Annotated in this window: 28 protein-coding genes; 21 read left to right on the top strand and 7 right to left on the bottom strand. The window is 69.0% G+C overall.

The genetic code is table 11. The annotated features are described in order from the left end of the window. Positions 1-85: 85 nt before the first annotated feature. Genes Q1B08_RS12585 through Q1B08_RS12565 form a run of 5 tightly spaced genes read left to right on the top strand, consistent with a single transcriptional unit; the run spans position 86 to position 5,249 of the window. Positions 86-817 (top strand): response regulator transcription factor, encoded by a 732-nt coding sequence (locus Q1B08_RS12585; RefSeq protein ID WP_299819163.1) that lies wholly within the window; start codon positions 86-88, stop codon positions 815-817. A gap of 4 nt (positions 818-821) precedes the next feature. Further along, a complete protein-coding gene (locus tag Q1B08_RS12580) occupies positions 822-1,976 on the top strand; it encodes an FIST N-terminal domain-containing protein (RefSeq protein ID WP_299819160.1) in 1,155 nt (384 codons plus the stop codon). Then, positions 1,973-4,189: a PAS-domain containing protein gene (locus Q1B08_RS12575; RefSeq protein ID WP_299819156.1), complete on the top strand. Its 2,217-nt coding sequence runs from the start codon at positions 1,973-1,975 to the stop codon at positions 4,187-4,189. Before Q1B08_RS12580 ends, Q1B08_RS12575 begins: the two co-directional genes overlap by 4 nt. Positions 4,190-4,236: 47 nt before the next feature. Continuing rightward, positions 4,237-4,908 (top strand): hypothetical protein, encoded by a 672-nt coding sequence (locus Q1B08_RS12570; protein WP_299819154.1) that lies wholly within the window; start codon positions 4,237-4,239, stop codon positions 4,906-4,908. After that, positions 4,905-5,249 carry a hypothetical protein gene (locus Q1B08_RS12565; RefSeq protein WP_299819152.1) on the top strand — a complete coding sequence of 115 codons (345 nt, stop codon included), beginning with the start codon at positions 4,905-4,907 and terminating at the stop codon, positions 5,247-5,249. Before Q1B08_RS12570 ends, Q1B08_RS12565 begins: the two co-directional genes overlap by 4 nt. Before the next feature lie 292 nt (positions 5,250-5,541). Here the strand turns inward: Q1B08_RS12565 and Q1B08_RS12560 are convergent, their stop codons facing one another. Further along, positions 5,542-6,342 carry a quinoprotein dehydrogenase-associated SoxYZ-like carrier gene (locus Q1B08_RS12560; RefSeq protein ID WP_299819150.1) on the bottom strand — a complete coding sequence of 267 codons (801 nt, stop codon included), beginning with the start codon at positions 6,340-6,342 and terminating at the stop codon, positions 5,542-5,544. Between the two features lie 99 nt (positions 6,343-6,441). Between Q1B08_RS12560 and Q1B08_RS12555 the strand changes: the two genes are divergently transcribed. Beyond that, positions 6,442-7,476 (top strand): quinoprotein relay system zinc metallohydrolase 2, encoded by a 1,035-nt coding sequence (locus Q1B08_RS12555; RefSeq protein ID WP_299819148.1) that lies wholly within the window; start codon positions 6,442-6,444, stop codon positions 7,474-7,476. Between the two features lie 4 nt (positions 7,477-7,480). Here Q1B08_RS12555 and Q1B08_RS12550 read toward each other — a convergent pair whose 3' ends face one another. Then, positions 7,481-8,089, bottom strand: a complete 609-nt coding sequence (locus Q1B08_RS12550; RefSeq protein ID WP_299819146.1) for a hypothetical protein — start codon at positions 8,087-8,089, stop codon at positions 7,481-7,483. Between the two features lie 160 nt (positions 8,090-8,249). Between Q1B08_RS12550 and Q1B08_RS12545 the strand changes: the two genes are divergently transcribed. The 7 genes from Q1B08_RS12545 (at position 8,250) to Q1B08_RS12515 (ending at position 15,124) form a co-directional block, all read left to right on the top strand. Beyond that, positions 8,250-9,362, top strand: a complete 1,113-nt coding sequence (locus tag Q1B08_RS12545; RefSeq protein WP_299819144.1) for an S-(hydroxymethyl)glutathione dehydrogenase/class III alcohol dehydrogenase — start codon at positions 8,250-8,252, stop codon at positions 9,360-9,362. Then, the gene (gene fghA / locus Q1B08_RS12540; RefSeq protein WP_299819141.1) at positions 9,362-10,207 is read left to right on the top strand and encodes an S-formylglutathione hydrolase; all 846 of its coding nucleotides are present in this window, start codon (positions 9,362-9,364) and stop codon (positions 10,205-10,207) included. The genes Q1B08_RS12545 and fghA overlap by 1 nt, the downstream gene beginning before the upstream one ends. Positions 10,208-10,259: 52 nt before the next feature. Further along, positions 10,260-10,685 (top strand): cytochrome c family protein, encoded by a 426-nt coding sequence (locus Q1B08_RS12535; RefSeq protein WP_299819138.1) that lies wholly within the window; start codon positions 10,260-10,262, stop codon positions 10,683-10,685. 112 nt (positions 10,686-10,797) lie between these two features. Beyond that, entirely contained in the window at positions 10,798-12,606 is a 1,809-nt protein-coding gene (locus tag Q1B08_RS12530; protein WP_299819135.1) for a methanol/ethanol family PQQ-dependent dehydrogenase, read from the top strand. Between the two features lie 658 nt (positions 12,607-13,264). Further along, positions 13,265-13,765 carry a c-type cytochrome, methanol metabolism-related gene (locus Q1B08_RS12525; RefSeq protein ID WP_299819311.1) on the top strand — a complete coding sequence of 167 codons (501 nt, stop codon included), beginning with the start codon at positions 13,265-13,267 and terminating at the stop codon, positions 13,763-13,765. Between the two features lie 31 nt (positions 13,766-13,796). Next, positions 13,797-14,588, top strand: coding sequence for a substrate-binding domain-containing protein (locus Q1B08_RS12520; protein WP_299819308.1), 792 nt, complete (start codon positions 13,797-13,799; stop codon positions 14,586-14,588). Next, positions 14,588-15,124, top strand: coding sequence for a PQQ-dependent catabolism-associated CXXCW motif protein (locus tag Q1B08_RS12515; RefSeq protein ID WP_299819132.1), 537 nt, complete (start codon positions 14,588-14,590; stop codon positions 15,122-15,124). The genes Q1B08_RS12520 and Q1B08_RS12515 overlap by 1 nt, the downstream gene beginning before the upstream one ends. A 20-nt stretch (positions 15,125-15,144) precedes the next feature. On the opposite strand, the gene Q1B08_RS12510 is transcribed toward Q1B08_RS12515, so the two are convergent. Then, positions 15,145-15,984 carry a quinoprotein dehydrogenase-associated SoxYZ-like carrier gene (locus Q1B08_RS12510; protein WP_299819129.1) on the bottom strand — a complete coding sequence of 280 codons (840 nt, stop codon included), beginning with the start codon at positions 15,982-15,984 and terminating at the stop codon, positions 15,145-15,147. A gap of 3 nt (positions 15,985-15,987) precedes the next feature. Next, complete coding sequence (locus tag Q1B08_RS12505; protein WP_299819126.1) at positions 15,988-16,509, bottom strand: DUF3280 domain-containing protein; 522 nt, start codon at positions 16,507-16,509, stop codon at positions 15,988-15,990. Positions 16,510-16,629: 120 nt separating this feature from the next. Here Q1B08_RS12505 and Q1B08_RS12500 point away from each other — a divergent pair, with 120 nt between their 5' ends. The 7 genes from Q1B08_RS12500 (at position 16,630) to Q1B08_RS12470 (ending at position 21,522) form a co-directional block, all read left to right on the top strand. Further along, the gene (locus tag Q1B08_RS12500; protein ID WP_299819123.1) at positions 16,630-17,820 is read left to right on the top strand and encodes an ABC transporter substrate-binding protein; all 1,191 of its coding nucleotides are present in this window, start codon (positions 16,630-16,632) and stop codon (positions 17,818-17,820) included. A gap of 1 nt (position 17,821) precedes the next feature. Further along, entirely contained in the window at positions 17,822-18,796 is a 975-nt protein-coding gene (locus Q1B08_RS12495; RefSeq protein ID WP_299819120.1) for a YVTN family beta-propeller repeat protein, read from the top strand. 25 nt (positions 18,797-18,821) lie between these two features. Then, positions 18,822-19,256, top strand: coding sequence for a hypothetical protein (locus tag Q1B08_RS12490; protein ID WP_299819117.1), 435 nt, complete (start codon positions 18,822-18,824; stop codon positions 19,254-19,256). Between the two features lie 12 nt (positions 19,257-19,268). After that, complete coding sequence (locus Q1B08_RS12485; protein WP_366140013.1) at positions 19,269-19,529, top strand: PepSY domain-containing protein; 261 nt, start codon at positions 19,269-19,271, stop codon at positions 19,527-19,529. Positions 19,530-19,608: 79 nt separating this feature from the next. After that, positions 19,609-19,980, top strand: coding sequence for a hypothetical protein (locus Q1B08_RS12480; protein ID WP_299819114.1), 372 nt, complete (start codon positions 19,609-19,611; stop codon positions 19,978-19,980). A 4-nt stretch (positions 19,981-19,984) separates the two neighbouring features. Further along, positions 19,985-20,728, top strand: coding sequence for an ABC transporter ATP-binding protein (locus Q1B08_RS12475; protein ID WP_299819111.1), 744 nt, complete (start codon positions 19,985-19,987; stop codon positions 20,726-20,728). Beyond that, entirely contained in the window at positions 20,725-21,522 is a 798-nt protein-coding gene (locus tag Q1B08_RS12470; protein WP_299819108.1) for an ABC transporter permease, read from the top strand. Before Q1B08_RS12475 ends, Q1B08_RS12470 begins: the two co-directional genes overlap by 4 nt. Before the next feature lie 63 nt (positions 21,523-21,585). Here Q1B08_RS12470 and Q1B08_RS12465 read toward each other — a convergent pair whose 3' ends face one another. The 3 genes from Q1B08_RS12465 to Q1B08_RS12455 are packed head-to-tail and all read right to left on the bottom strand — an operon-like array spanning position 21,586 to position 23,578. Beyond that, positions 21,586-22,380 carry an iron chelate uptake ABC transporter family permease subunit gene (locus Q1B08_RS12465; protein ID WP_299819302.1) on the bottom strand — a complete coding sequence of 265 codons (795 nt, stop codon included), beginning with the start codon at positions 22,378-22,380 and terminating at the stop codon, positions 21,586-21,588. Beyond that, a complete protein-coding gene (locus Q1B08_RS12460) occupies positions 22,380-23,105 on the bottom strand; it encodes a metal ABC transporter ATP-binding protein (protein ID WP_299819105.1) in 726 nt (241 codons plus the stop codon). The genes Q1B08_RS12465 and Q1B08_RS12460 overlap by 1 nt, the downstream gene beginning before the upstream one ends. Next, positions 23,102-23,578, bottom strand: coding sequence for a transcriptional repressor (locus tag Q1B08_RS12455; RefSeq protein WP_299819103.1), 477 nt, complete (start codon positions 23,576-23,578; stop codon positions 23,102-23,104). The genes Q1B08_RS12460 and Q1B08_RS12455 overlap by 4 nt, the downstream gene beginning before the upstream one ends. Before the next feature lie 67 nt (positions 23,579-23,645). Here Q1B08_RS12455 and Q1B08_RS12450 point away from each other — a divergent pair, with 67 nt between their 5' ends. Next, positions 23,646-24,563 (top strand): zinc ABC transporter substrate-binding protein, encoded by a 918-nt coding sequence (locus tag Q1B08_RS12450; RefSeq protein WP_299819101.1) that lies wholly within the window; start codon positions 23,646-23,648, stop codon positions 24,561-24,563. The last annotated feature ends 4 nt before the right edge of the window (positions 24,564-24,567 follow it).

The raw sequence follows: 24,567 nt of genomic DNA, 5'->3' as shown, positions 1-24,567 counted from the left end.
CATGGCCGGCCGCGACGACGCATCGTCGCGGGGTGTTGTCTTGCCGTCGATTTCGTTGCTAACCTTCCGCAAGGGAGGACCGGCGATGAACGTTCAGTCGGCAGGGAGCCGCGCGGGCCGGGTCGGAACCGCGTTGGTGATCGACGATCATCCGCTCTACTGCGACGCGCTCGTCTCGGCTCTGACGCGGGTCTTCGCGGACAGCACCATCCGGACGGCGACCACGCTCGAAGCCGGCCTCGACGTATTGAGATCCGGCTTCGCGCCGGGTCTGATCGTTCTGGACCTCAAGTTGCCCGACGTGACGGGGATCAGCGGGTTCCTGCGCCTCAAGGCGGCGTCCGACCCGGTGCCGATCCTGATAAACTCGGCGATGACCTCGCCCGAGATCGTCGCCTCGCTGATGGAGGCGGGCGCGGCGGGGTTCGTGCCGAAGGACGTCTCGATCGGGGTGCTGCAGACTGCCCTGCGGGAGGTCCGGGCGGGACGGCGTTATTTGCCCATGGAATACCGGAGCCTTGCCGGTCGGAAACCCGAATGCGCCCGCACGCCCGCGCAGCAGGTCGCGCGCAGGATCGCGGATCTGACGCCGCAGCAGGCGCGGATCATGAAGCTGATCTGCGCGGGGATGCCGAACAAGCAGATTGCCTACGAGCTCTCGCTCGCGGAGGCGACGGTGAAGGCGCACATCACGGCGATCCTGCGCCGTCTGGACGTGCAGAACCGGACGCAGGCCGCGCTTCTCATGGAAAGCGCGACGCTGGCCGATCGCGACCGTCCGGAACAGGCGGAAGCCCGCAACTTCCTGACCCATTGAGCCGATGACGCGTCCGGGAACCGCGTCCGGCCTTCGCATCGCGGTGTCCCGTGCCGGAGGCGCGCGGGAGGCGGTGGCGGAGATCGCCGCGGAAATCGAGCCGTCGGGGCTGTGCTTCCTTCTGGTCTTTCCGCATGACGGGCTCGACCTGGACGCGCTCGCCGCCGCCCTGACGGAACGGTTCGCGGGCGTGCCGGTCTTCGGGTGCACCACCGCCGGACAGATCACGCCCGACGGCTACGAGGCCGGCGCCCTGCTCGTGGTGGCCTTTCCGCGCGCGCATTTCCACTGTGCCTCGCTGCTGATCCGCCCGCTCGCCCCGCTGTGCATCGAGGCGATCGCGAGGGAGGCGCGGCGTCTCGACGCCCAGTTCCGGCGGACGGCGGGGTGGCGCCGTCTCGCGCTCACCTTCGCGGACGGATTATCGAAGCAGGAAGACCTCCTGGCCGCGACCCTCACGGCCGCGCTCCCCGACATGCCGGTCTTCGGCGGCTCCGCGGGCGATGCCGGGGCGTTTCGCGATACCCGCGTGCTGCATGGCGGCCGGTTCCACGAATGCGCGGCGCTGCTGCTCGTCCTGGAGACGGACCACGACTTCGCCGGCCTGGGCTTCGACCACTTCCTGCCGACCGGAAAGCAGATGGTGGTGACCGACGCGATCCCCGAAGAGCGCATCGTGCGGGAGCTGAACGGCGCGCCCGCCGCGCAGGAATACGCCCGCCTCGTCGGCTGCCCGGTCGAGGCGCTGTCGCCGCGGGTCTTCGCGGAGAACCCGGTCCTGGTGCGGACCAACGCGCTCTATCATGTCCGCGCCATCGGGTCCGTGCGGGACGACCAGGCCCTCGCCTTCCTGTCGGCCATCGACGACGGCCTCGTCCTGACGCTTGGCCGGGGGGCGGAGATCCTGCGCACGCTCGAGGATGGGCTCGCCGTGCGCGACGCGTCCGGGCGGCGACCCGAGCTGATCCTCGGCTTCGATTGCTATCTCCGCCGGCTCGAGATCGAGGAAAAGCGGATGACCGAGGCCGCCTCCGCGATCATCGCCCGGGCCGGGGTCGTGGGGTTCAACACCTATGGCGAGCAGCATTGCGGCGTGCACGTGAACCAGACCTTCGTCGGCGTCGCCTTCTTTCCGCCAGGGGAGCGAGCGCTGCATTGATCGATCCGACGGAACCGCCCGAGGTCCAGATCGAACGACAGGCGCGGATCATCGCGGCGCTGATCCGGCGCGCGGGCCGCCAGCACGAGGTCTCGACCTCTGCCTATGCCGCGTTCCAGTCGGCGATGGCCTTGCAGGGGCAGGTCTGGGCCAAGACCCGTGACCTCGAGCGCGCCTCGAGCGAACTCGAGACGCTCCGCTTCGACCGGGCGCGAACCCAGAAAAACCTCGCCGACGCGCTGTCGGTCCTCGACGGGGGCTTCGCGCTCTTCGAGGACGGGCGCCTGCACGTGTGCAACGACCTCTTCGCCCGGCTCCTGCCCGACATTTCCGGGCGGATCGTGCCGGGCCTGCCGCTCGAGACCTATCTCGATCTCGCGGCAGGCAGCGACCACCTCGTCGGCCGCGAGGGACGCGACGGCGTGCGTGCCGACGACGGCGGCGATCTTGCGACCTTCGTCGTCGAACTCAGCGGCGATCGCTGGTTCCAGTTCAGCCGGCAGCGCACCTCCGCGAGCTCGCTGGTGATCCTCCTGACCGAGATTACCGGCATTGTCCGCGCCAACCGGCTGGAAAAGGACGCGCTGATCGACATGCAGGCGCATTACCTGCAAGCGGCCTTCGACAACATGGCCATCGGCATTGCCACCTTCTCGCGTGCGGGCGGTCTAGCGATCCACAACGACCGGTTCCGCGACCTGCTCGGCCTGCCGGCGCGGCTGGTGCGGACCGGGACGCCCTTTGCCGACGTCCTGACCTTTCTGCGCGAGAAGGGTCTGATCGCGGCGATGGAGCTCGAGGGGATCGACGGCTGGCCGCTGAAGCTGCGCCGCCGGTCGGGCCTGCGCGCCCGGCTCCGCCATGCCGGGGGGTGGGTGCTGGACCTGCATGTGCATCTGCTCCCCGATCGCGGCTTCCTCGTCGACATCACCGACGTCACGCTCGAGCACCGGGCGACCGAGGTGCTCGAGAAGGAGGTGGAGGCGCGCACCCGCGACCTGACCGAGGCGAACCGCCGCCTGACGGAGCAGTCCCGCCTGCAAAGCCGGGTCAAGGACGAACTGCGCGTCGCCAAGGAGGCCGCGGAGGCGGCGGTTTCGTCCAAGACCCGGTTCCTCGCCGCGGCGAGCCACGACCTCCTGCAGCCGATCAACGCCGCCAAGCTCCTGATCTCCACGCTGGAGGACATGTCGCGCGGTGGCGACCTCGCGAGCATGGTCACGCGTCTGCAGGACACGTTCACGTCGGTCGAGACGCTGCTCCACGCGCTCCTCGACATCTCGCGACTGGAGAGCGCCGACGCCGCGCTGACGCCGCAGGACGTCTGCCTCGGCCCTCTGATGGAGGCGGTGACGGAGGATCAGGCGCCGCTCGCCGCGAAGAAGAACATCCGCCTCGACGTCGTGCCGAGCAGCGTCTGGGTGCGCAGCGACCAGCGCTACCTGCTGCGCTCGATCCAGAACCTCGTCGTCAACGCCCTGCAATACACCGAGACGGGCCGCGTCCTCGTCGGGTGCAGGCGGCGGGGCGACCGGGTGGTGTTGCAGGTCTGGGACACCGGGGTCGGCATCTCGCTCTCCGATCAGGTCCGGATCTTCCAGGAGTTCACGCGGGCGGGCAACGCGGCGCCCGATACCGGGATCGGTCTGGGCCTCTCCATCGTCGAGCGGACCTGCCGCCATCTCGGCCACAACCTTCAGGTCCGGTCGAGCCCAGGCGAGGGCTCGGTCTTCTCCATCGAGATGACGCGGGCGGAAGCGGGCGAGGTGCCGGCCCGCAGGCCGGCCGTGTCCGAGACGGGGGAGCTCGACGTGCTGGCCCTGGTCGTCGAGAACGACGCCGACGTCCTCTTCGCCACCGTGAGCAAGCTCGAGAGCTGGGGGGCGAGCGTCTTCGCGGCGACCTCCACCGCCGAAGCGCTCGGCCTCCTCCGCGACGCGGCGATGGCGCCCGATATCGTGCTGGTCGACTACCAGCTCGACGGCACGGATAACGGGCTCGAGACGATCCGCGCGGTACGCGACTTCGCCGGACAGGACGTCCCGGCGATCATCGTCACCGCCGACCGGAGCCCGGCCCTGATCGTGGAGGGCGCGCGGGAGAACGTCACCGTGCTGCCGAAGCCTGTCGACCTCGCCCGGCTGCGCCGCACCATCGTCCGCAGCGGCGGTGCGGACGGAGCGGACGCAGCCCCCGACGAAAGTCGACTTTGACACCCGCGCGGGCATCGCGGAGCCTGAGGGTCCGAAGGAGACACGACATGCGTTTGCTGATGGCGATCTGCGCCGCGACGATGCTGCCGGGCGGTATCGGCGCCGCGCAGGAGACGGGGATGACCCGGGCAGAGGAGACCTACGACCTGCTGTTCCGGGCGGGCACGCTCGACGACCTGCCGCGCGACGAAACGCTGGTCTACGACCGCACCGTCGAAAGCGCCCTGATGCCCGACGCGGAGGCGCGCGACACCGGGCAGATCGAGCTGACCTTCGAGGGGGACGAGCCCGAGGCGGCGCGTCTGCGCTTCATGCAAGACGAGCGGTTCAAGGCGATCGGCACCTTCCCCGCGAGCGTCGGCAACCCGATCATCATGTATTTCGTCGAAACCGTCGTGCGCGACATGGCCGAGACGGCGGGCGGCAGCGGCTTCTACATCCGCAACCGCGTCAAGGCCGCGCTGTTCGAACCGGCGGAGATCGAGATGCGGGAGGTGGCGTTCGGCGACGAGACGGTGGAGGCGCGCACCGTGACGCTCCATCCATTCGAGGGCGATCCGAACGCGGCGCGAATGCAGGGCTTCGAGCGCATGGCACTGACCGTGACGATGTCGGAGGGGGTGCCGGGCTGGTACGCCTCGCTCGACGCGACCGTGCCCGCCATCGACGGCGAATCGCCGATCTACAGCTCCACCATCACGCTGGAACCCCTGGAATGACGGGCCGTCTCGTCGCCGCCGCGCTCCTCCTCGCGCTTCCGGCCTCGGCACAGGATATCGGGGCGCGGTTCAACGACTTCCCGACCGCCACGCGGGCCGATTACGTCTTCGGCTGCATGGCCGCGAACGGGCAGGGGCGCGATGTGCTCGAGAAATGCGCCTGCTCCATCGACACGATCGCGGAGATCCTGCCCTACGAGACATATGTCGAGGCGGAGACGGTCCTGTCGCTGCGCCAGACCGGCGGCGAGCGCATGTCGGTCTTCCGCGGGGCCGCGGCCGACAGCATCGTCGCCGACCTTCGGCGCGCCCAGGCCGAGGCCGAGATCCGCTGCTTCTGACGCGTCGGGCCGTCACAAGCTTACCTGCCTCCGCGCGCGGCAAAGCCCTGTTAGGCGTCGGTGCGTCAGTGCGTCAGGGGGCCGACATAAACGAAGCGAGACGGCAGCCGCCGCCCTGGGGGCGGACGGGGCTGCCCGGCGTTTTGGCGGGCGGTGTGGGAATGTCCAAGATATCGTCGGTAGAGTTCCACGTTCCGATCGACGCTGACCCGAACGGGTGGCGACGATGAGATGGCTCGTGCCCGATCGCCACCCGACCGTATCGCCACCGTGGTCCGCCCGCGCGAAGCGTTCAGCTCGCGGTCGATTTCGGCAGGCTTTGCTCGAACACGTTCCCTTCGGTGTCCTTCGCGCGTATGCGCAGGTCAGGCGAGCCGTCGTCGTCGTAGCGGAAGCGGAAGGCCGGGTTCTCGCTGATCGAGATGCCGCCGGTCATCGTGAACAGCATCTCGTCGCCCTGCCACACGGTCAGCTCGTCGATGAAATGCGCCGGAATGAAGAGATGCGTGATCTGGTCGCGCTGGAGCCCGGAATAGTTCGGGTGCCGGATCATCACCTGCGCCTCGCTGCGTCCGTCCGGCGGGTCCGTCGTCGCGTCGAAGCTGCGCAGTTGCATCTGTCCCATGGAGGCCAGCGCCAGTTCCGGGTCGCGCGTTGCCGGCGCGGAGCAGCCGCCGGAGGCCTTCACGAACCGGCCGTTCATGTAGACGCCGTCCGCCGTCTCGGCGATGACCCGCACGTTCGAATACCGGTCGACCCGGACCCGCAGCTCCATGTCGAGCGGCAGCATGGACGCCCCGAACGTCATCTCGGCGGCCACGGGGGCGGGGTTCTCGTCGACGACGATCGTCGCCCGCTCGATCACGGCCGCGTCGTCGACCTGCCGGATCTCGACCGGCACGGTCGCCGCGTCGTGGGCGCGGTAGGGCGCTTCGACCGCGAAGAGCGCAGCCCCGTCGGCGGGTGCGTCCGCGTCGCTCAGGACCGCCCCGGAGATCATGTCCCAGGTCTCGCTCCCGGTCATCGGATTGTCCTGCGCCGAAACGGGCAGCGCGAGGCCGGCAAAGATTGCGGCGAGGGTGAGGGCTTTCATGACGCGTCTCCCTTCCGTGACGTACGGCGCGTCGCGAAGTATGACAGATCTGGACCCGCCGTGATACGCACACCTTCGTAGGGAGCGGGGAGGGACGCCATGTTCGAAGCCGTCGTAACGCTATGCCTTGCGGGCGCGCCGGACATCTGCCGCGAAACGCGCCTGCCCGGTATCGCGGGAAGGGATGCCGCGTCCTGCGAGACGACGCTGCCGCAGGAATACGTGCCGCCCGCGGAACACGTCGCCAAGGCACCGCCCGCCTGCCGCGAGGCTCCCGCGCCGCTCGCCTTCACGGAGGCCGCGCCCGGTCTCTTTGTCCATCGGGGCGCGGTGGCGGAGCCGGCGGCCGGGAATGGCGGCGACGTCGCCAATATCGGCTTCGTCGTCGGATCGGAAGCCGTGGCCGTGATCGACGCCGGGACAACGCGCGGCGTGGCCGAGGGCGTCTGGCGCGCGATCCGGGCGCGAACCGACCTGCCGGTGCGCTACCTGATCCTGACCCATGTGCATCCCGACCACACGCTCGCCGCGCCGTTCTTCGCGGAGGCGGGGGCCGAAATCGTCGGGCATGCCACGCTCGACCGGGCGCTGGCGGACCGGCAGGCGAACTACCTCGAGAGCCTGGAGGCGACGCTCGGCGCCGCGGCCGTCATCGGCAGCGGCGCGGTCGCCACCGACATCGCGGTCGACGGGATGGCGACGGTCGATCTGGGCGGCCGGGTGCTGGATCTGCGAGCCTGGCCGATGGCGCATAGCGGAACCGACGTCACCGTGCTCGACCGGAGAAGCGGCACGCTTTTCGCGGGCGATCTCGTCTTTGACGACCACATTCCCGCGCTCGACGGCGCGCTGCGCGGCTGGCAGGACGCGCTCGACACGCTGGCGGAGATGGAGTTCGCCGGCGTGGTCCCCGGCCATGGCGGCCCGTATCTCGACTGGCCCGCGGGCGCGGAACCGATGCGACGCTATCTCGAAACGCTCGCGGGCGATACGGAGGCAGCGCTGGCGGCGGGGATGCGCATGGCGGAGGCGGTGGAGCGCATCGCCGCGTCCGAGGCCGACGACTGGGCACTCTTCGATGCCTACAATGCGCGCAACGCCACGGTCGCCTTCACGGAACTCGAATGGGAATAGGCGGCTACTCCGCCACCGCCGCCAGCATCTGCGCGATGGCGTAGAGCCGCTTTTCCAGCAGGACCGGCGTCTCGCAGACATAGGTCAGCGAGCGCTGACGGTCGGTATAGATGCGCTGGTCCCAGTCGATCTGCTCTTCCAGCGCATCGACCCGGTCGAAATCCGGCGCGTCCTGGGCCATCTGCGTGTCCATCTCCCCGCGCGCCGCGTCGATGCGCCGGGACAGCGCGATCTGGTCGAGAGAATAATCCTCGATCCCCGTCATCACCTCCGACCGGGTGCGGGCGAGGCGGTCGAACACCTGCGCGAAGACATGGCCCAGCAGGGTGCGGTCGGTCCCGTGCGCCTTGGTGAAGGCCTCGACACGGGGCGGCAGATCCTCGACCGGAATGCGCCGCAGCGACAGCCGCGCGACGAGATCGTCGACCGCCGCCGCGGTGTCGTCGGACATCTCCGGCGCGGACAGCGGCGGGTCGGGCCACATCAGGCCGACCGACAGGCGCTCCACCTTGCGCTGCACACAAGGCCAGGCCGGGTCGGCGAAGTCGGCTGCCGGAGCGGCGGTCGCGAGGATCAGCCCCGCAATCGCCATCGAAACGGTATCAAGGCGCATCTCGAATCCTTTCCACTCGCGACTGTGCTGGGAGGGGGCGGGGCTGTCCACCGGGGCGACACCCACCAAGGTATGCGTTGGCATGCCTCCACCCGGGTTTCATACTTTCCCCGAACGAACAAAAGAATTCCGGTGCAATCGCCGGATTTTGGAGGGAAACTTGCGTACAAAAGCCGCCGTCGCGCTCCAAGCGGGCAAGCCGCTCGAGGTCATGGATGTCGAGCTCGAAGGTCCGAAGGCGGGCGAGGTGCTGGTGGAGATCAAGGCCACCGGCATCTGCCACACGGACGAGTTCACCCGGTCCGGCGCGGATCCCGAGGGGCTGTTTCCCGCGATCCTCGGCCACGAGGGCGCGGGCGTCGTCGTCGATGTCGGCCCCGGCGTGACCAGCGTGAAGAAGGGCGACCATGTCATCCCGCTCTACACGCCCGAATGCCGCGAATGCGAATACTGCCTGAACCCGAAGACGAACCTTTGCCAGAAAGTCCGTGTGACGCAGGGGCAGGGCAAGATGCCGGACGGCACCTCCCGCTTCAGGACGCTCGATGGCGACCCGATCCTGCATTACATGGGCTGCTCCACCTTCTCGAACTACACGGTTCTGCCCGAGATCGCGCTCGCCAAGGTCCGCGAGGACGCACCGTTCGACAAGATTTGCTACATCGGCTGCGGCGTGACCACCGGCATCGGCGCGGTGATCAACACCGCGAAGGTCGAGATCGGCTCCACCGCCATCGTCTTCGGCCTGGGCGGCATCGGCCTCAACGTGCTCCAAGGGCTCCGCCTCGCGGGCGCGGACCAGATCGTCGGCGTCGACCTGAACGACGACAAGAAGGAGATGGCCGAGCGGTTCGGCATGACCCACTTCGTCAACCCGAAGGAGGTCGATGGCGATCTCGTCGCGCATCTTGTCGAGCTCACGGGCGGCGGCGCGGACTATACCTTCGACGCGACCGGCAACGTGAACGTCATGCGCACCGCGCTCGAAAGCGCGCACAAGGGCTGGGGCGAGAGCGTCATCATCGGCGTGGCCCCGGCAGGGGCGGAGATCGCCACCCGTCCGTTCCAGCTCGTCACCGGACGGGTCTGGCGCGGCACCGCCTTCGGCGGCGCGCGCGGCCGGACGGACGTGCCCAGGATCGTCGACTGGTACATGGACGGCAAGATCGAGATCGATCCGATGATCACCCACACCATGCCGCTGTCGGACATCAACAAGGGGTTCGACCTCATGCATGCCGGCGAAAGCATCCGCAGCGTGGTGATCTACTGATGCCCGAGTTGGAGGTCGTCTCGCAGAACAGGTGCTTCGGCGGGGTGCAGGGGGTCTACCGCCACGCTTCCGACGCCTGCGGCTGCGACATGACCTTCGCCGTCTTCACGCCGCCAGAGGCGGCGGACGGGCCGGTGCCGGTGCTGTGGTACCTGTCCGGCCTGACCTGCACCCACGAGAATGCGATGGCGAAGGGCGGCTTTCAGGCCCATGCCGCCGAGCAGGGTCTGGCCGTCGTCTTTCCCGACACCTCGCCGCGGGGCGAGAGCATCGCCAACGACGAGGCCTACGACCTCGGGCAGGGGGCGGGCTTCTACCTGGATGCCACATGCGACCCCTGGGCGCCGAACTTCAACATGTACGACTACGTCACGCGCGAGCTGCGCGGGATCGTGGACGAGCAGGTGCCGAACACGGGGCGTCACGGCATCACCGGGCATTCCATGGGCGGCCACGGCGCGATGACCATCGCGATCAAGAACCCCGACGCCTATGCTTCGCTGTCGGCCTTTGCGCCGATCGCGCATCCGACGCGCTCCGACTGGGGCCGCAAGCAGTTCGCGGCCTATCTGGGCGAGGACGAGGCCGTCTGGAGCGACCACGACACCACGCTCCTGATCGAGGAGCGGGGCTGGCACGGCGACATCCTCGTGGACCAGGGCGCCGACGACCAGTTCCTCGACCTGCTGATGCCGGAGGCGCTGGCCGCGGCGATGGCGCGAAAGCGGCAATCTGGCCACTTGCGCCTGCAGGCCGGCTACGACCATTCCTATTACTTCGTATCCACCTTCGCCGGGGATCACGTGGCCTGGCACGCGGAGCGTCTGCACCGCGGCGGGCGATGAACCGAACGCGGTTCCGGAAGGAGGCGTTAACAACATGACCCTGGGAGACAACATGACCGTCAAGACTTTCGCCGCCGCCGGATTTCTGGCCCTGGCCGCCGGGGCGGCCTTCGCGCAGGACGCCGAGATCACGGGCGACGCCGAGGCCGGAGAGCGCGTGTTCCGCCGCTGCATGGCCTGCCACGCGGTCGGACCGGACGCTCGGACCAAGGTCGGGCCGATCCTGAACGGCGTCATCGGCCGGACCGCCGGCGTCCGCGAGGACTTCGAATATTCGGATGCGATGGTGGAGGCCGGCGAGAACGGCATGGCCTGGACACCCGAGGAGCTCGACGCCTACCTCCTCAACCCGAAGTCGCACGTGCCGGGCACCAAGATGGCGTTTCCGGGCCTGCGCAAGGACGAGGATCGGGCGGACGTGATCGCGTATCTCGCGACGTTCCCGGAGAACGGGGTGTCGTCGGAGGAGGGCTCCTAGAGCCTCGCAAGGGAGTTGACGCCGGCTGCGCCGTCTCGAGCGCATCCGGCACAATGGATCGACAGGTGGTCGCGGGGCGGTCGGCGGGTCGGTCGGCAATAGGGAGAGAGTAATGAGAAAGCTACTTACACTGACGACCGCGATCGGGATCGGCGTGACAGGTTCCGCCTTCGCCAACGAGTCGGTCATGTCCGGCATCGATGATTCCAAGCAGTGGGTGATCCAGACCGGAGACTACAAGAACCAGCGTTATTCCGAACTCGACCAGATCAATGCCGACAACGTCGGCGATCTGCAGGTGGCCTGGTCCTTCTCGACCGGCGTCCTGCGCGGCCACGAGGGCGGCCCCCTCGTCGTGGGCGACATCATGTACGTGCACGCGCCGTTCCCGAACACCGTCTACGCGCTCGACCTGAACGAGGACGGGCGCATCCTGTGGAAGTACGAGCCGCAGCAGGATCCCGATGTCATTCCGATCATGTGCTGCGACACCGTCAATCGCGGCGTCGCCTACGGGAACGACACGATCTTCCTCGCGCAGGCCGACACGACCCTCGTGGCGCTCGACGCGCAGACGGGCGAGGTGAAGTGGACCGTCAGCAACGGCGACCCCACCAAGGGCGAGAGCATCACCGCGACCCCGATGGTGGTCAAGGACAAGGTGCTCGTCGGCATCTCGGGCGGCGAGTTCGGGGTCCGCGGGCACCTGACCGCCTACGACATCGAGACGGGCGAGCAGGTCTGGCGGGCCTACTCGACAGGTCCGGACGAGGAAATGCTCGTCGATCCCGAGAACACGACGCATCTCGGCGAGCCGATCGGCGAGAATTCGTCGCTCGAAAGCTGGGAGGGCGACCAGTGGCAGATCGGCGGCGGCACGACCTGGGGCTGGTTCAGCTACGACCCCGAGCTCGACCTCGTCTATTACGGGACCGGCAACCCCTCGACCTGGAACCCGGCGCAGCGGCCGGGCGACAACAGGTGGTCGATGACCATCATGGCCCGCGACCCGGACGACGGGATGGCCAAGTGGTTCTACCAGAAGACCCCGCACGACGAGTGGGACTACGATGGCGTGAACGAGAACATCCTCGTCGATCAGGAGATCGACGGAGAAATGCGCAAGCTGCTCGTGAACTTCGATCGCAACGGCTTCGTCTACACGATGGACCGTGAGTCGGGCGAACTGCTCTCGGCCGAAAAGTTCGACCCGGCGGTCAACTGGGCGACCCATGTTGAAATGGATCCGGAAAGCGACCAGTACGGGCGTCCGCAGGTCGTGGCCGAATACTCGACCGAACAGAACGGCGAAGACACGAACTCGACCGGCATTTGTCCGGCCGCGCTCGGCTCCAAGGATCAGCAGCCCGCGGCGTTCTCGCCCAAGTCCGGCCTGTTCTACGTGCCGACCAACCACGTCTGCATGGATTACGAGCCGTTCCGGGTAAGCTACACCGCCGGTCAGCCCTATGTGGGCGCCACCCTGTCGATGTATCCCGCGCCGGACAGCCACGGCGGCATGGGCAACTTCATCGCATGGGACGCGACGACCGGCGAGATGAAGTGGTCCCTTCCGGAACAGTTCTCGGTCTGGTCGGGGGCTCTGGCCACCGCGGGCGACGTCGTCTTCTACGGCACGCTGGAAGGTTACATGAAGGCGGTGAGCGCCGAGACGGGCGAGGAACTCTACAAGTTCAAGACCCCCTCCGGCATCATCGGAAACTTCATGACCTACGAGCATGACGGCGAGCAGTACGTCGCCATCCTTTCCGGCGTCGGCGGCTGGGCCGGTATCGGCCTGGCGGCCGGTCTGACCAACCCGAACGAGGGTCTGGGCGCCGTGGGCGGCTATGCCGCGCTGAGCGACTACACCGCGCTCGGCGGACAGCTGACCGTCTTCAAGCTGCCCGATTCCGAGTGATCGGGCGATGAACGAGGCCGGCGCGCGGGACGGGCGCGCCGGCCGCTTCGCTTAGGGAGGAATGAAAGCGATGCGAACGAACGGTTTCACACTGCTGGCGGCTGGCGCGATGATGCTCGCCCTGTCGGGCTTCGCGATGGCGGAGCAGCACACCTCCGAGGCCGATTGCCCCGAGGACATGAACACCGAGCCCGGCTGCCAGATGGACGGCGCCGAAGCCTCCGAGCGCGGCCCGATCGAGGGCGCGGCGACGGCCCCGGTCGCCCCCGAAGCGGCCGAAGGCGACGATGCGAAGACGCTGGCCTCGCCGGAAGGCATGGAGGGCGAGACCGATCCCACCTCCGGCGCCGCCGCGACCGGCACCACCTCGACCGGCACCGACGCGACCGAGGACACGGCGCGGGAGATCGGCGCCACCGGCACCGAAAGCGGGACCGACGATTCGACGGAAGACCTCGTGAATTCGGAAGACACGGCCGAGGGCGAGGATTGCCCTGAAGACATGGATACCGAGCCGGGTTGCGGGCTGGAGGGGGAGACCTCCGAGCGCGGCCCCGTGGAAGGCGCGGCAACCGCGCCGGTCCCGGCCGAGGGCGACACGGACGGCGAGGTGGAAATGACCGATCCGGAAGCCGATCCCGAGGCGCCCGAAGGCGAGATCGAGCAGCCGGACGCGACCGGCGGGCAGGACGCCGATGCCGGTGGGGCGGCGGGCGCCGAAAGCAAGTTCGCCGTCTCCTACGAGGAAGACGGCCGCTACTGGACGGCCGAGGACACGCCGACCTTCCATGTCGGGGAGGACGGCACGGTGGACTGGCTCACCTATTCGGGCTTCCGCCGCTACCATTCCGAGTGCCACGTCTGTCACGGCCCCGACGGCGAGGGGTCGAGCTACGCACCCGCGATCAAGAACTCGGCGGTGCGCATGGATTACTACGACTTCTACGACGTGGTCGTGAACGGCCGGAAGCATGTCGGCGCGGCCGGCAACTCGGTGATGCCGGCCTTCGGCGACAACGCCAACGTGATGTGCTACCTCGACGACATCTATGTCTATCTCGCCGCGCGCGGCGATGGCGTCGTCCCGCGCGGCCGCCCCGGCGACAGGGAGGACAAGTCCGACGCGATCCGCGAGGCGGAGAATGCCTGCCTTGGCTGACCTCCGGCGCCCCGCCGCCTGTCTTGCCGCGCTGCTGATCTTCGGAACGGGAGCGCCGGCGCAAACCTCGGATCTCGTCTCCGACACGGCCTTCCGCGTCTGCGCCGACCCGGCCAACGTGCCGATGTCGAACGAGGCGGGCGAAGGCTACGAGAACGCCCTGGCCGAACTCCTCGCGGCCAAGCTGGAGCGGCCGGTCCAGTACACCTGGTACCCGATGGCGACCGGTTTCGTGCGGAACACGCTGCAGGCCGGAACGTGCGACGTGGTGATGGGCTACGCGCAGGGACACGAAATGGTCCTCAACACCAACCATTACATGACCTCGGTCTACACGCTGGTCGTGCCAAAGGACGGACCGCTCGCCGGGGTCACCACCCTGTCCGACCCGGCGTTGCAGGATCTGCGGATCGGCGTCGTCGCCGGCTCGCCCCCGGCGACGCACATGGTGCGCAACGGCCTGATCGGGAAGGCGCGGGGCTACAACCTCGTGGTGGACCGTCGGGCGGAATCCCCCATTGTCGACATGCTCGACGACCTCGACGCGGGCGAGATCGACGCGGCGCTCGTCTGGGGGCCGCTGGCCGGACCGCTGGTGAAGTCCGACCATCCCGACCTCGCCGTGATTCCGCTTCTGGAGGAGACGCTGCCGCCGCGCCTGTTCTTCCGCATCACGATGGGCGTGCGGCAGGGCGAGAAGGTGTGGCAGCGGGAGCTGAACTCGCTGATCCGCCGCAACCAGGACGAAATCGACGCGCTCCTGCGCGACGCCGGTGTGCCTCTGATCAACGACATGGGGGACGCGCCGAAGGACAGCGGCTGATGCGCCGTGTCGGGATCGCGCTGGCGCTGCTCTGGCCGTTCGCTGCCCTGGCCGTTCCCGAACCCGCGGGCTACCGCACCGAAGCCTACCGCGCGCCGGTGCCCGAAACGCTCGCCGGTGCGCGGGTCCTGTCGCCGGAGGCGGCGCATGCCATCTGGCGGGCCGGCGGGGCGGTCTTCGTCGACGTGCTTCCTCGTCCGCCGAAGCCCGAGGGACTGCCCGACGGGACGATCTGGCGGGAGCCGCCCCGGCGTTCGATCCCCGGAGCGACATGGATGCCGAATGTCGGCTACGGTGCGCTGGCCCCGCTGAACGACGCCTATTTCCGCGACGGGCTGACCGCCGCCACGGGCGGCGACATGGACCGCGCCCTCGTGTTCTTCTGCCTGGCGGAATGCTGGATGTCGTGGAATGCGGCCAAGCGCGCGATGGAATACGGCTATGTCGATGTGATGTGGTTCCCCGAAGGGACCGATGGCTGGGCGTTCTACGATTACCCGACGGAGGTTCTGGAGCCGCGACCGGGCGGACGCTAGGTCGACCGCCGCGACGGCGCTCAGTAACCCGCCACCGTCGCCCGCGCATGGGTGGTCGTGCCGTCCGTATCTGTCATCGTCACGTCCACGGCCTGCGCGCCGCCCGGCACCGATACGGTAAGGCTCGGGTTCTCGGACAGCGAGATGCTGCCCGTCACGGTTGCGAAACCGGCCCCGTCGAGGTTGAGCTCCAGCGTCTCGACATAGCGCATCGGAATGAACAGGAGGGAGATCTGGTCCATCTGCATTCCCGAATGGCTCGGATGCATGATGTCGAGATCCACCTGCCGCTCCCCCGCGGCCATCGCCCGCAACGTCCGCATCGGGTCCGCCCCAACGCCGCCGACCGGCGAGATTGTGAGCTCCATATCGCCCAGCGTCGCGAGGGCGAGCTCCGGGTCGGTGCCTGGCGGCGCGGCGCAGGCGCCGGTGCCCGAGGTCTTCACGAAGGTGTCCGCCACGAAAGCCGCGCCCGTCGCCGTCTCCGCCACCACATGCAGCGGCGTCGGTCCGTTCACCCGTACGGTCACGTCGAAGAAGAAGCCGGGTTGCGGCGCGTCGAAGTCGAACACGGCGGAGACGGGCATCGGGTTCTCGTCCAGAACCAGCGACACGCGGGTCAGCGCGTCGCCCTCGGGCGCGAGGATCCGGGCGGCGATCTGCGTGCGGGGGTCGTTCATGGTCCGCGCCGGGCTGTCGATGGCGATCAGATGCGCGCCGTCCCCGAGATCCGTACCGCCCCACATCGCCGCGCGGATGTCCGGCCAGGCCGGATCCCGTTGGGCCTGCGCGGCGACGGGCATGGCGGTCGAGAGGAGCAGGGCCGAAAGAAGAAGGATGGCCGGGACCGCGCGTCGCATGGGCTACTCCGCGAAGACGTTGTATTTCAGGATGTAGTCGACGCCGCGCCGCCAGCTCTCGTCGGTGTTGGAGCGGATGTCGACGGATTGCCCGCGCAGGAACCGGCCCGTCGCCACGTCGCGCAGCGCCAGGTCGATGGCGAGGATCAGGTTCGAGACCTTCTGCACCTGCCCCACCAGCACGAGATCGGCGCCGAGCTTCCCACCCATGCGGACCTCGCAGCCGTTGCAATGCGCGGGGTTGCGCGTCCGCCCGAGTTCCTCTGCCACGGGGGCGGTGTCGACGAAGCGCGGCCCTTCGGCCTCGAACCGGTCGCGCACCACTCGTTCGATCAGTTCGATCCGCGCCGCCTCGTCCTCCCGGGCGCCGAAATAGTCGCCTTCCGTCGATGTATCGACAAGCGTGATCCCGAGGAACGCGACCGACGCGCCTTCGGGAACTTCCCGGTCCGTCGCGGGCTGCGCCGCCGCGGCGAGGGGCAGGCAGACGAGAAGCGCGGCGCGGAGCATGTGTCGGTCGGGCATGCCGCGAGGATAGCGCCGGCCCCGCCCCCTGCAATGCGCCGAAAGTATCGGTTTTCGTCGTTGGCCGGTCTGTCATCCTCTGTGTCGGGTTCGCGGCCCTTCCGGGGCGGGGGAGGAAGGATGAAACGTCTGGCGCATGCGCTGGCCCTGGGCTTCGCGATGCTCTTCGGGGCGGATATGGCGGCGGCCGTGGAGGTGCGGGCGGCGGTGCTGCGGGTGGACTACCCCGCGCTGGCGCCGATCTCGCGCTTCGAGGCGCGGCCCGACGATCTGGGCTTCGCGGGGGCCGCGCTCGCCACGGAGGACAACGCGACCACGGGGAGCTTTCTCGGCCACGGCTTCGAGACCGCCACCCGCGCCGTGCCGCCCGAGGAGGCCGGGGCCGCGCTGGAGGACCTGATCGCGGCGGGCCATGCCCATATCGCGATCCACGCCCGCGCCGACGACCTTCTGCGGCTGGCCGACGCGGCGGGCGAGCGGGCGCTGATCTACAACGTCGGCGCGCGCGACACGCGGCTCCGCGACGCCGATTGCCGCGCCAACGTGCTGCACGTCACGCCGAGCGCCGCGATGCTGGCGGACGCGGTGGCGCAGTTCGCGGTCTGGAAACGCTGGCCGGACTGGCTGCTGGTCCACGGCTCGAACCCCGCGGACCTCGCGCTGGCCGACGATTACCGCCGGGCCGCCGCCAAGTTCGGCGCGGAAATCGTGGAGGAACGGCTGTTCGAGGATACCGGCGGCGCGCGACGCACCGATACCGGCCACGTGCTTGTGCAGCGGCAGCTGCCGGTCTTCATGCAGGGGGCCGGAGATCACGACGTGGTGGTGGCCGCCGACGCGTCCGACGTGTTCGCGCCCTACCTGCCGTTCCACCTGTGGACGCCGCGGCCGGTGCTGGGGTCGGGGGGCCTGCGCCCGGCGAGCTTCCACCCCGCGCACGAGGCCTGGGGCGCCACGCAGTTCCAGCGGCGCTTCGAGGCGCAGGCCGGGCGTTATGTGCGGGAGGCCGATTACGACACCTGGCTGGCGCTGCGCGTGCTGGGCGAGGCGGTAACGCGGACGGGGACGGCCGGGATCGCGGAGGTGCGCGACTACGTGCTGTCGGACGCCTTCGAACTCGCCGCGTTCAAGGGCGTGCCGGTCACGGTGCGGGCCTGGAACGGCCAGCTCCGCCAGCCGGTGCTGCTTCACGATGGGCGCATCACCGTGAGCGTGTCGCCGCAGGAGGGGTTCTTGCACCAGGTCTCGCCGCTCGACACGCTGGGGATCGACGCGCCGGAATCGGCCTGCACGGCCTTTGCAGAGGAATGAAATGAAGACGCTCGCCACCGCCACCGCCCTGATCCTGCCGCTCCTCGCCGGCCCCGCCCTCGCGGGAAAGGCCTTCGTGTCGAACGAGCGCGGCAACACCGTCACCGTGATCGACACCGACAGCTGGGAAGTGCTCGCAGAGTTCGCCGCCGGCAACCGGCCGCGCGGCATCACGCTCTCGCCCGACGGCACGCGGCTCTATGTCTGCGCCTCCGACGACAACCTCGTGCGGGTCTTCGACACCGAGACCTACGAGGAGCTGCCCTCCCTACCCTCGGGGCCCGACCCCGAGCTCTTCGTGCTCCACCCGTCCGGCAACCCGCTCTTTATCGCCAACGAGGACGACAACCTCGTCACCGTGACGGACGTGGAGACCCGCACCGTGCTCGAGGAGATCCCCGTGGGCGTGGAGCCCGAGGGCATGGCGATCAGCCCCGACGCCGCCATCGTCATCAACACGTCGGAGACGACGAACATGGCGCATTTCATCGACACGGAAACCTACGAGATCGTCCACAACGTCCTCGTCGATCAGCGTCCGCGCTACGCCGAATATACCGGCGACGGCTCCAAGCTCTACGTCTCCTCCGAGATCGGCGGCACGGTCAGCGTGATCGAGATCGGAGAGGACGGCACCGGGGAGATCGCCCGCAAAATCGGCTTCGAGGTGGCGGGCGTGCTTCCGGAATGGCTGCAGCCCGTGGGCGTGAAGGTCACACAGGACGGATCGCGCGTTTTCGTGGCGCTCGGCCCCGCGAACCGGGTGGCGGTGATCGACGGGGCGACGGACGAAGTGCTCGACTACCTCCTCGTCGGGCAGCGCGTCTGGCAGATGGCCTTCACCCCCGACGAGCGGTACCTCATCACCACCAACGGAAACTCGAACGACGTGAGCGTGATCGACGTGGCGGCCGAGGAGGTCGTCCGCTCGATCCCGGTGGGCCAGCAACCCTGGGGCGTGGCTGTCACGGATTAAGGGAGAAGACATGAGACGAGGCACCATGAAACGCATCGCGACCGCCTTCCTGCTCACCCTCGCGGGCCCCGCCGCCGCCGCACCGCTCTGCGACGATCTGGGCTTCGCGGGGCTTCTGGCGTCGTGCAACCGGGGCGATCCCATCGAACTCACGCTGGCCTCGGGCGAGCCTCTGGGCGAGGACCGCACGCTCCAGTCGGGCGCCTACTACAAGCTCCGGATCACCGCCGACGGCTCGGCGGAGCTTGCCCTTTCCGGGCCGGACTTCTTCCGGGCGATCTGGATCAACGAGATTGTCATCGACCAGATCGAGATCCGGCCGATGGCCGTCGATAGCCTCGAATTCGACGCCGCCGGCACGGCCGAGATCTCCTTCATCGCCATCAAGCCCGGCAGCCACACGCTGCGCATCCCCGGCTCCACCGGCGATGCCCAGAGCGTCACCTTCAACATCCAGTAGAAAGGCCCCGCCATGATCAGACGTCTCGCACCGCTCGCCGCGCTCGCCCTCCTCGTCCCGACCTTCGCCACGGCGCAGGAGGCGGTATCCGAGGAGGTCGTCGCGACGATCACCGAGGTTCTCGAAGACATGAATTGCCAGATGGACCCCGACGACATCGAGGTGACCGAAACGGATGGCTACGACCTCGACGACGTGATCTGCGAGGGCGGCCAGCAATACGACATCGAGCTCGACCAGGCGTTCAACGAGGTGAACCGCCGCGCCGAATGACCGCGGGGCCGCGCCTGGAAGGGCGGCGACCACGGGCAAGGGAGACCGATATGGGCATCATCGCGCGCCGGCGCAGGACATGTCCGGACTTCGGGCGGCGACCTTGCAGATCGGGGCCGCCGGCTGGGCGCTGAACACGATCGGGGATCGTGGCTTCGGCGTCGAGCAGGGCTCCAACCTCGTGTTCCGGAAACAGGCCGGCAACGGCGACACCCGGATCGCGCCGGCCGGCAAGAAGACGGACATGGCCGTGGCGCGCTGGCTCTGGGCCGCCACCCAGCGCGCTGCCGGCCGCGACGACGTGTTCGATTGTTATTCGACCGCCAGGGGCGGCGTGCTGGCGCCCGGGGATGACGGAGGAGTGGCTTGCCGACCGCATCCCGCACCTCGGCGGTCAGGCCGCCACGCTCGCGTGACGCGTTGCGGCCCACTTTTCCTCCGCGCATGGTGACGCCATGAGAACCGCGCTTTCCGTCGAGGATGTCAGCTATGCCTACGGATCCCGGACCGCGCTCGATGGCGTGAGCTTCGAGGTCGGGGCAGGACGGTTCTGCGCGTTGCTCGGGCCCAACGGCGCGGGCAAGTCCACGCTGTTCGCGCTCCTCACGCGCCTTCTCGTCACGCGGCGCGGCCGGATCGCGGTGGCGGGACACGACATGGCCCGCGCGCCGCGCGCCGCGCTGTCCAAGATCGGCGTCATATTCCAGCAATCGACGCTCGACCTCGACATGAGCGTGGCGCGCAACATGAGCTACTTCGCCGCGCTGCACGGCCTGTCGGGGCGCGACGCGGAGCGGCGGATCGACGCCGCACTCGACCGGCTCGACATGGCCGAGCGGGCGGGGGAGAAGGTCCGCGCGCTCAATGGCGGTCACCGGCGGCGCATGGAGATCGCCCGCGCGCTGGTCCACGAGCCGGAGGTGCTGCTCCTCGACGAGCCGACCGTCGGCCTCGACACTGCCGCCCGGCTGGCCATCACCGGCCACGTCCACGATCTGGCGGAGGGTGGGCTGACGGTGTTCTGGGCCACCCATCTCGTCGACGAGATCCGGCCCGCCGACGACGTGGTCGTGCTGCATCGCGGCCGGGTCCTCGCGCGCGAGACGGCCGGATCGCTGGCCGGCGCGAGCAGCCTGACCGACGCCTTCATGGCGATCACCGCCGCCGGGGCGCCGCCGAGCGTGGAGCGCGCGCCGTGAAAGGCTACCTGACCGCGCTCCGCGCCATCACCCTCCGCGAGGCGCAGCGCTTCGTGCATCAGCGCGGACGGTTCCTGTCCGCCCTCGTGCGTCCGCTCGTCTGGCTCGTGGTCTTCGCCGCGGGCTTCCGCGCCGCGCTCGGGCTGTCGATCATCCCGCCCTACCAGACCTACATCACCTACGAGGTCTACATCGTTCCCGGCCTCTGCGGCATGATCCAGCTCTTCAACGGGATGCAATCCTCGCTGAGCCTCGTCTACGATCAGGAGATGGGCTCCATGCGGCTCTTGCTGACCTCGCCCCTGCCGCGCGGCTGGCTTTTGTTCTGCAAGCTGGCGGCGGGCGTCGCCGTCTCGCTCCTTCAGGTCTACGTGTTCCTCGCCATCGCGGCGGCCTTCGGGATCGAGATGCCGCTCCGGGGCTACGTCGCCGCGTTCCCGGCGCTGATCCTCTCGGGGCTGATGCTCGGCGCGCTCGGGCTCCTGATCTCCTCCACCGTGAAGCAGCTGGAGAACTTCGCGGGGGTAATGAACTTCGTGATCTTTCCGATGTTCTTCCTGTCCACCGCGCTCTATCCGCTGTGGAAGATGGCCGAGAGCTCGGACCTCCTGCGCGATATCTGCGCGGTCAACCCGTTCACGCAGGCGGTCGAGCTGATCCGCTTCGCGCTTTACGGCCAACTCGCGCTCTGGCCGCTCCTTTGGGTGATCTTGGGTTTCGCCGCGTTCTTCGGTCTGGCCCTTCTCGGCTACGATCCCGCGAAGGGCCTGCGGACGCGGCGCGGCCCACCCTGACGGCCGGCTATCCTTGGGGGGCCGAAAGGTCGCCCGTATTCCATACCCGTCCCACGCATCTCGTCAGGCTCGCGGCCGACCGAACAGGTTCGCCGCCGCGAAGAGCGCCGCCGCGACGCAGACGATGCTCGGCCCCGTCGGCGTGTCGAAGCGGAAGGACAGCCACACCCCCGCGAGCGCCGCAACGAGCCCGAGCGCCACGGCCCCGGCCGCCATCCACTCCGGCGTCCGTGCGAAGCGCCGCGCCGCCGCCGCCGGAACGATCAGCAGCGCCCCGATCAGCAGGACCCCCACCACCTTGATCGCGACCGCGACGACGAGCGCGAGGCAAAGCGTCAGGACCATCCGCTCCCGGTCCGGGTCGATCCCGGCTGCATGGGCCAGATCGGATCCGAGCGTCGCCGTCAGCAAGGCCCGCCATCGCCAAGCGAGCACGCCGAGCACCGCCGCGGCGCCACCCCAGATGAGTGCGAGATCCACCGCTCTCACCGCCAGAATGTCGCCCAGCAGGAAGCTGATCAGGTCGATCCGCACGTCCGGCAGGAACGACACCGCCACCAGCCCCGCGGCTAGCCCCGAATGTGCCATCACCCCGAGAAGCGTGTCCGTCGCCGCGCCCCGTCCCGCCAGCGTCGCGATCGCCGCCCCCATGGCCAGCGCGACGAGCAGGACGCCTGCGAAAATCGGGGCGTCGAGCGCCAATGCGAGCGCCACGCCGAGGATCGCGGCATGTGCCGTCGCATCGCTGAAATAGGCCATCCGCCGCCAGACCACGAAGCAGCCGAGCGGCCCCGCCGCCACCGCGACGCCCGCCCCGCCGAGTGCGGCGCGGACCAGAAAGCTGTCGAGAGCGGCTATCAATGCGGGTGCGCGGGATCGTGGGAATGGGCGTGCTCGTGCCGGTAGAGCGCGAGCGCCCCCTGCGTTCCCGACCCGAAGAGCGCGCGGTATTCGGGCGCGGAGGCGACCTGTTCGGGATGCCCCTGGCAGCAGACATGGCCGTTCAAACAGATCACCCGGTCGGAGGCGGCCATGACGACATGGAGGTCGTGGCTGACCATCAGCACGGCGCAGCCGCTCCGCGACCGGATCTCCTCGATCTGACGGTAGAAGGCGGCGGCGCCCGGCTGGTCCAGCCCCTGCGTCGGCTCGTCGAGGATCAGCAGCTGCGGCTCGGACAGGAGCGCGCGGGCGAGGAGCACGCGCTGGAGCTGTCCGCCCGACAGGTCCGCGACCTGCATGTCGCCGACCGAGGGCACGCCCGCCGCCGCGAGGGCCTCGGCCGCCGCCGCGTTACCGATCCCCCGTGGCAGGCCGAGGAACCGCCGCGCCGTCATCGGCAGGGTCGCGTCCACGGCGAGCTTCTGCGGGACGTAGCCGATCCGAAGCCCGGCATCGCGCCGGACCCGGCCCGCGCTGGGGCGCAGCGCGCCGATCAGCGCCCGCACCAGCGTGGACTTGCCGGACCCGTTCGGCCCGACGACGGTCACGATCTCGCCCGGCCGGATCGCGAGGCTTACGTCATGGAGGATGCGACGCCGGCCCAGCCGGACGTCCAGTCCTTCGACCGACAACAGGCTCACGCCGCGGCGGTCCGGCAGGCCGGGCAGAGACCCTCCGCCTCGAGGACCGCGCGTTCCACCGTGAAGCCGGCCTCCGCGGTCGCCTTTCCGAGCGCGTCGTCGCGATCCGCCTGCGTTTCCGCCACTGCGTCGCATCCCCGACAGATCAGCAGGACCGGCGCGTGACGCTGACCGGGCACGGAGCAGGCCACGAAGGCGTTGCGGCGCTCCACCCGATGCGCGAAGCCGTGGCTGACGAGGAAGTCGAGCGCGCGATAGGCCACCGGCGGCTGCGCCTTCTGCCCCTCGGCGCGCAGCACGGCGAGGATGTCGTAGGCCCCCACGGCACGATGCTGACGCAGGAGGATCTCCAGCACGCGCTGCCGTATGGGAGTCAGTTGCAACCCGTTCACGTCGCATTGCGCATGCGCCGCGCTTACCGCGGCGTCGATGCAGTCGGAATGGTCGTGGGGCTCGAAGCCGATCGGTGTCATGGGGGATTGATATGTTATAACATTGGAATTAACAACCGATCCGTTCCCGACCGTCTCCGAGTGCGCGATGTTTCTCCGATCCCTTTTCCTGTTGATGCTCCTGTCCATGCCCGCTGCGGCGCAAGTGCCTCGGGTCGCGGCCGATATCGGACCCGTCCACTCGCTTGTCGCCCGGGTCATGGACGGGGTCGATGTGCCGGCTTTGATCCTGCCTCCCGCCGCATCCCCCCACGGCCATGCCCTGCGGCCCTCCGAGGCCCGGACGATCGAGAACGCGGAGGTCGTGTTCTGGATCGGTCCGGACCTCGAACCCTGGCTCGACGACGCGATCGGGGCCCTTGCGCCGGATGCGCATTCCGTGGCGCTGGTGCCGGCGGCGGCCGACCATGAGGAAGCCGGCGATCACGACGACCACGAGGAGCAGGACGATCACGAGGGCCAGGGCGGGCGTGACGACGACCACGATCACGCCCGCCTGCATGCCTGGCTCGATCCGCAGGTCGGCAAGGCATGGCTCGACACGATCCGCGAGACGCTGGTCGCGCTCGATCCCGAGAACGCGGTGATCTACGAGGCGAATGCCGAGGCCGGCCGCGCCGAGCTCGACAAGCTCACGGCCCGGATCGAAGAGATCGTGGCGCCGGTGCGCGGCCGCGGCTTCGTGGTCTTCCACGACGCCTATGGCGCGTTCGAGGAACGGTTCCGCATCGCCGCCCGCGGCGCGATCCAGCCAAGCGAGGCGTCGCCGCCCTCGGCCGCGGGCGTCGCCGCCCTGCGCGAGCGGGTTCTGGCGGACGACGTGGTGTGTGTCTTCTCGGAGCCGCAATACAGCGCCGGGCTCGTGCGGACACTGATCGAGGGCACCGAGGCCCGGACCGCCGTGCTCGACCCGCTCGGCACGCTGATTCCCACGGGCAAGGGCCTCTATCCGGCGCTGCTCGACAACTTGGCGCGCACGATGGCGTCCTGCCTGCTGGAAGGCTGAATTA

Origin of the sequence: uncultured Jannaschia sp. (genome assembly GCF_947494025.1) — a bacterium.
Taxonomy (GTDB): Bacteria; Pseudomonadota; Alphaproteobacteria; order Rhodobacterales; family Rhodobacteraceae; genus Jannaschia.
The sequence above is the reverse complement of the archived record's forward strand: the minus strand, read 5'-3'. Positions and strand labels throughout refer to the sequence as shown.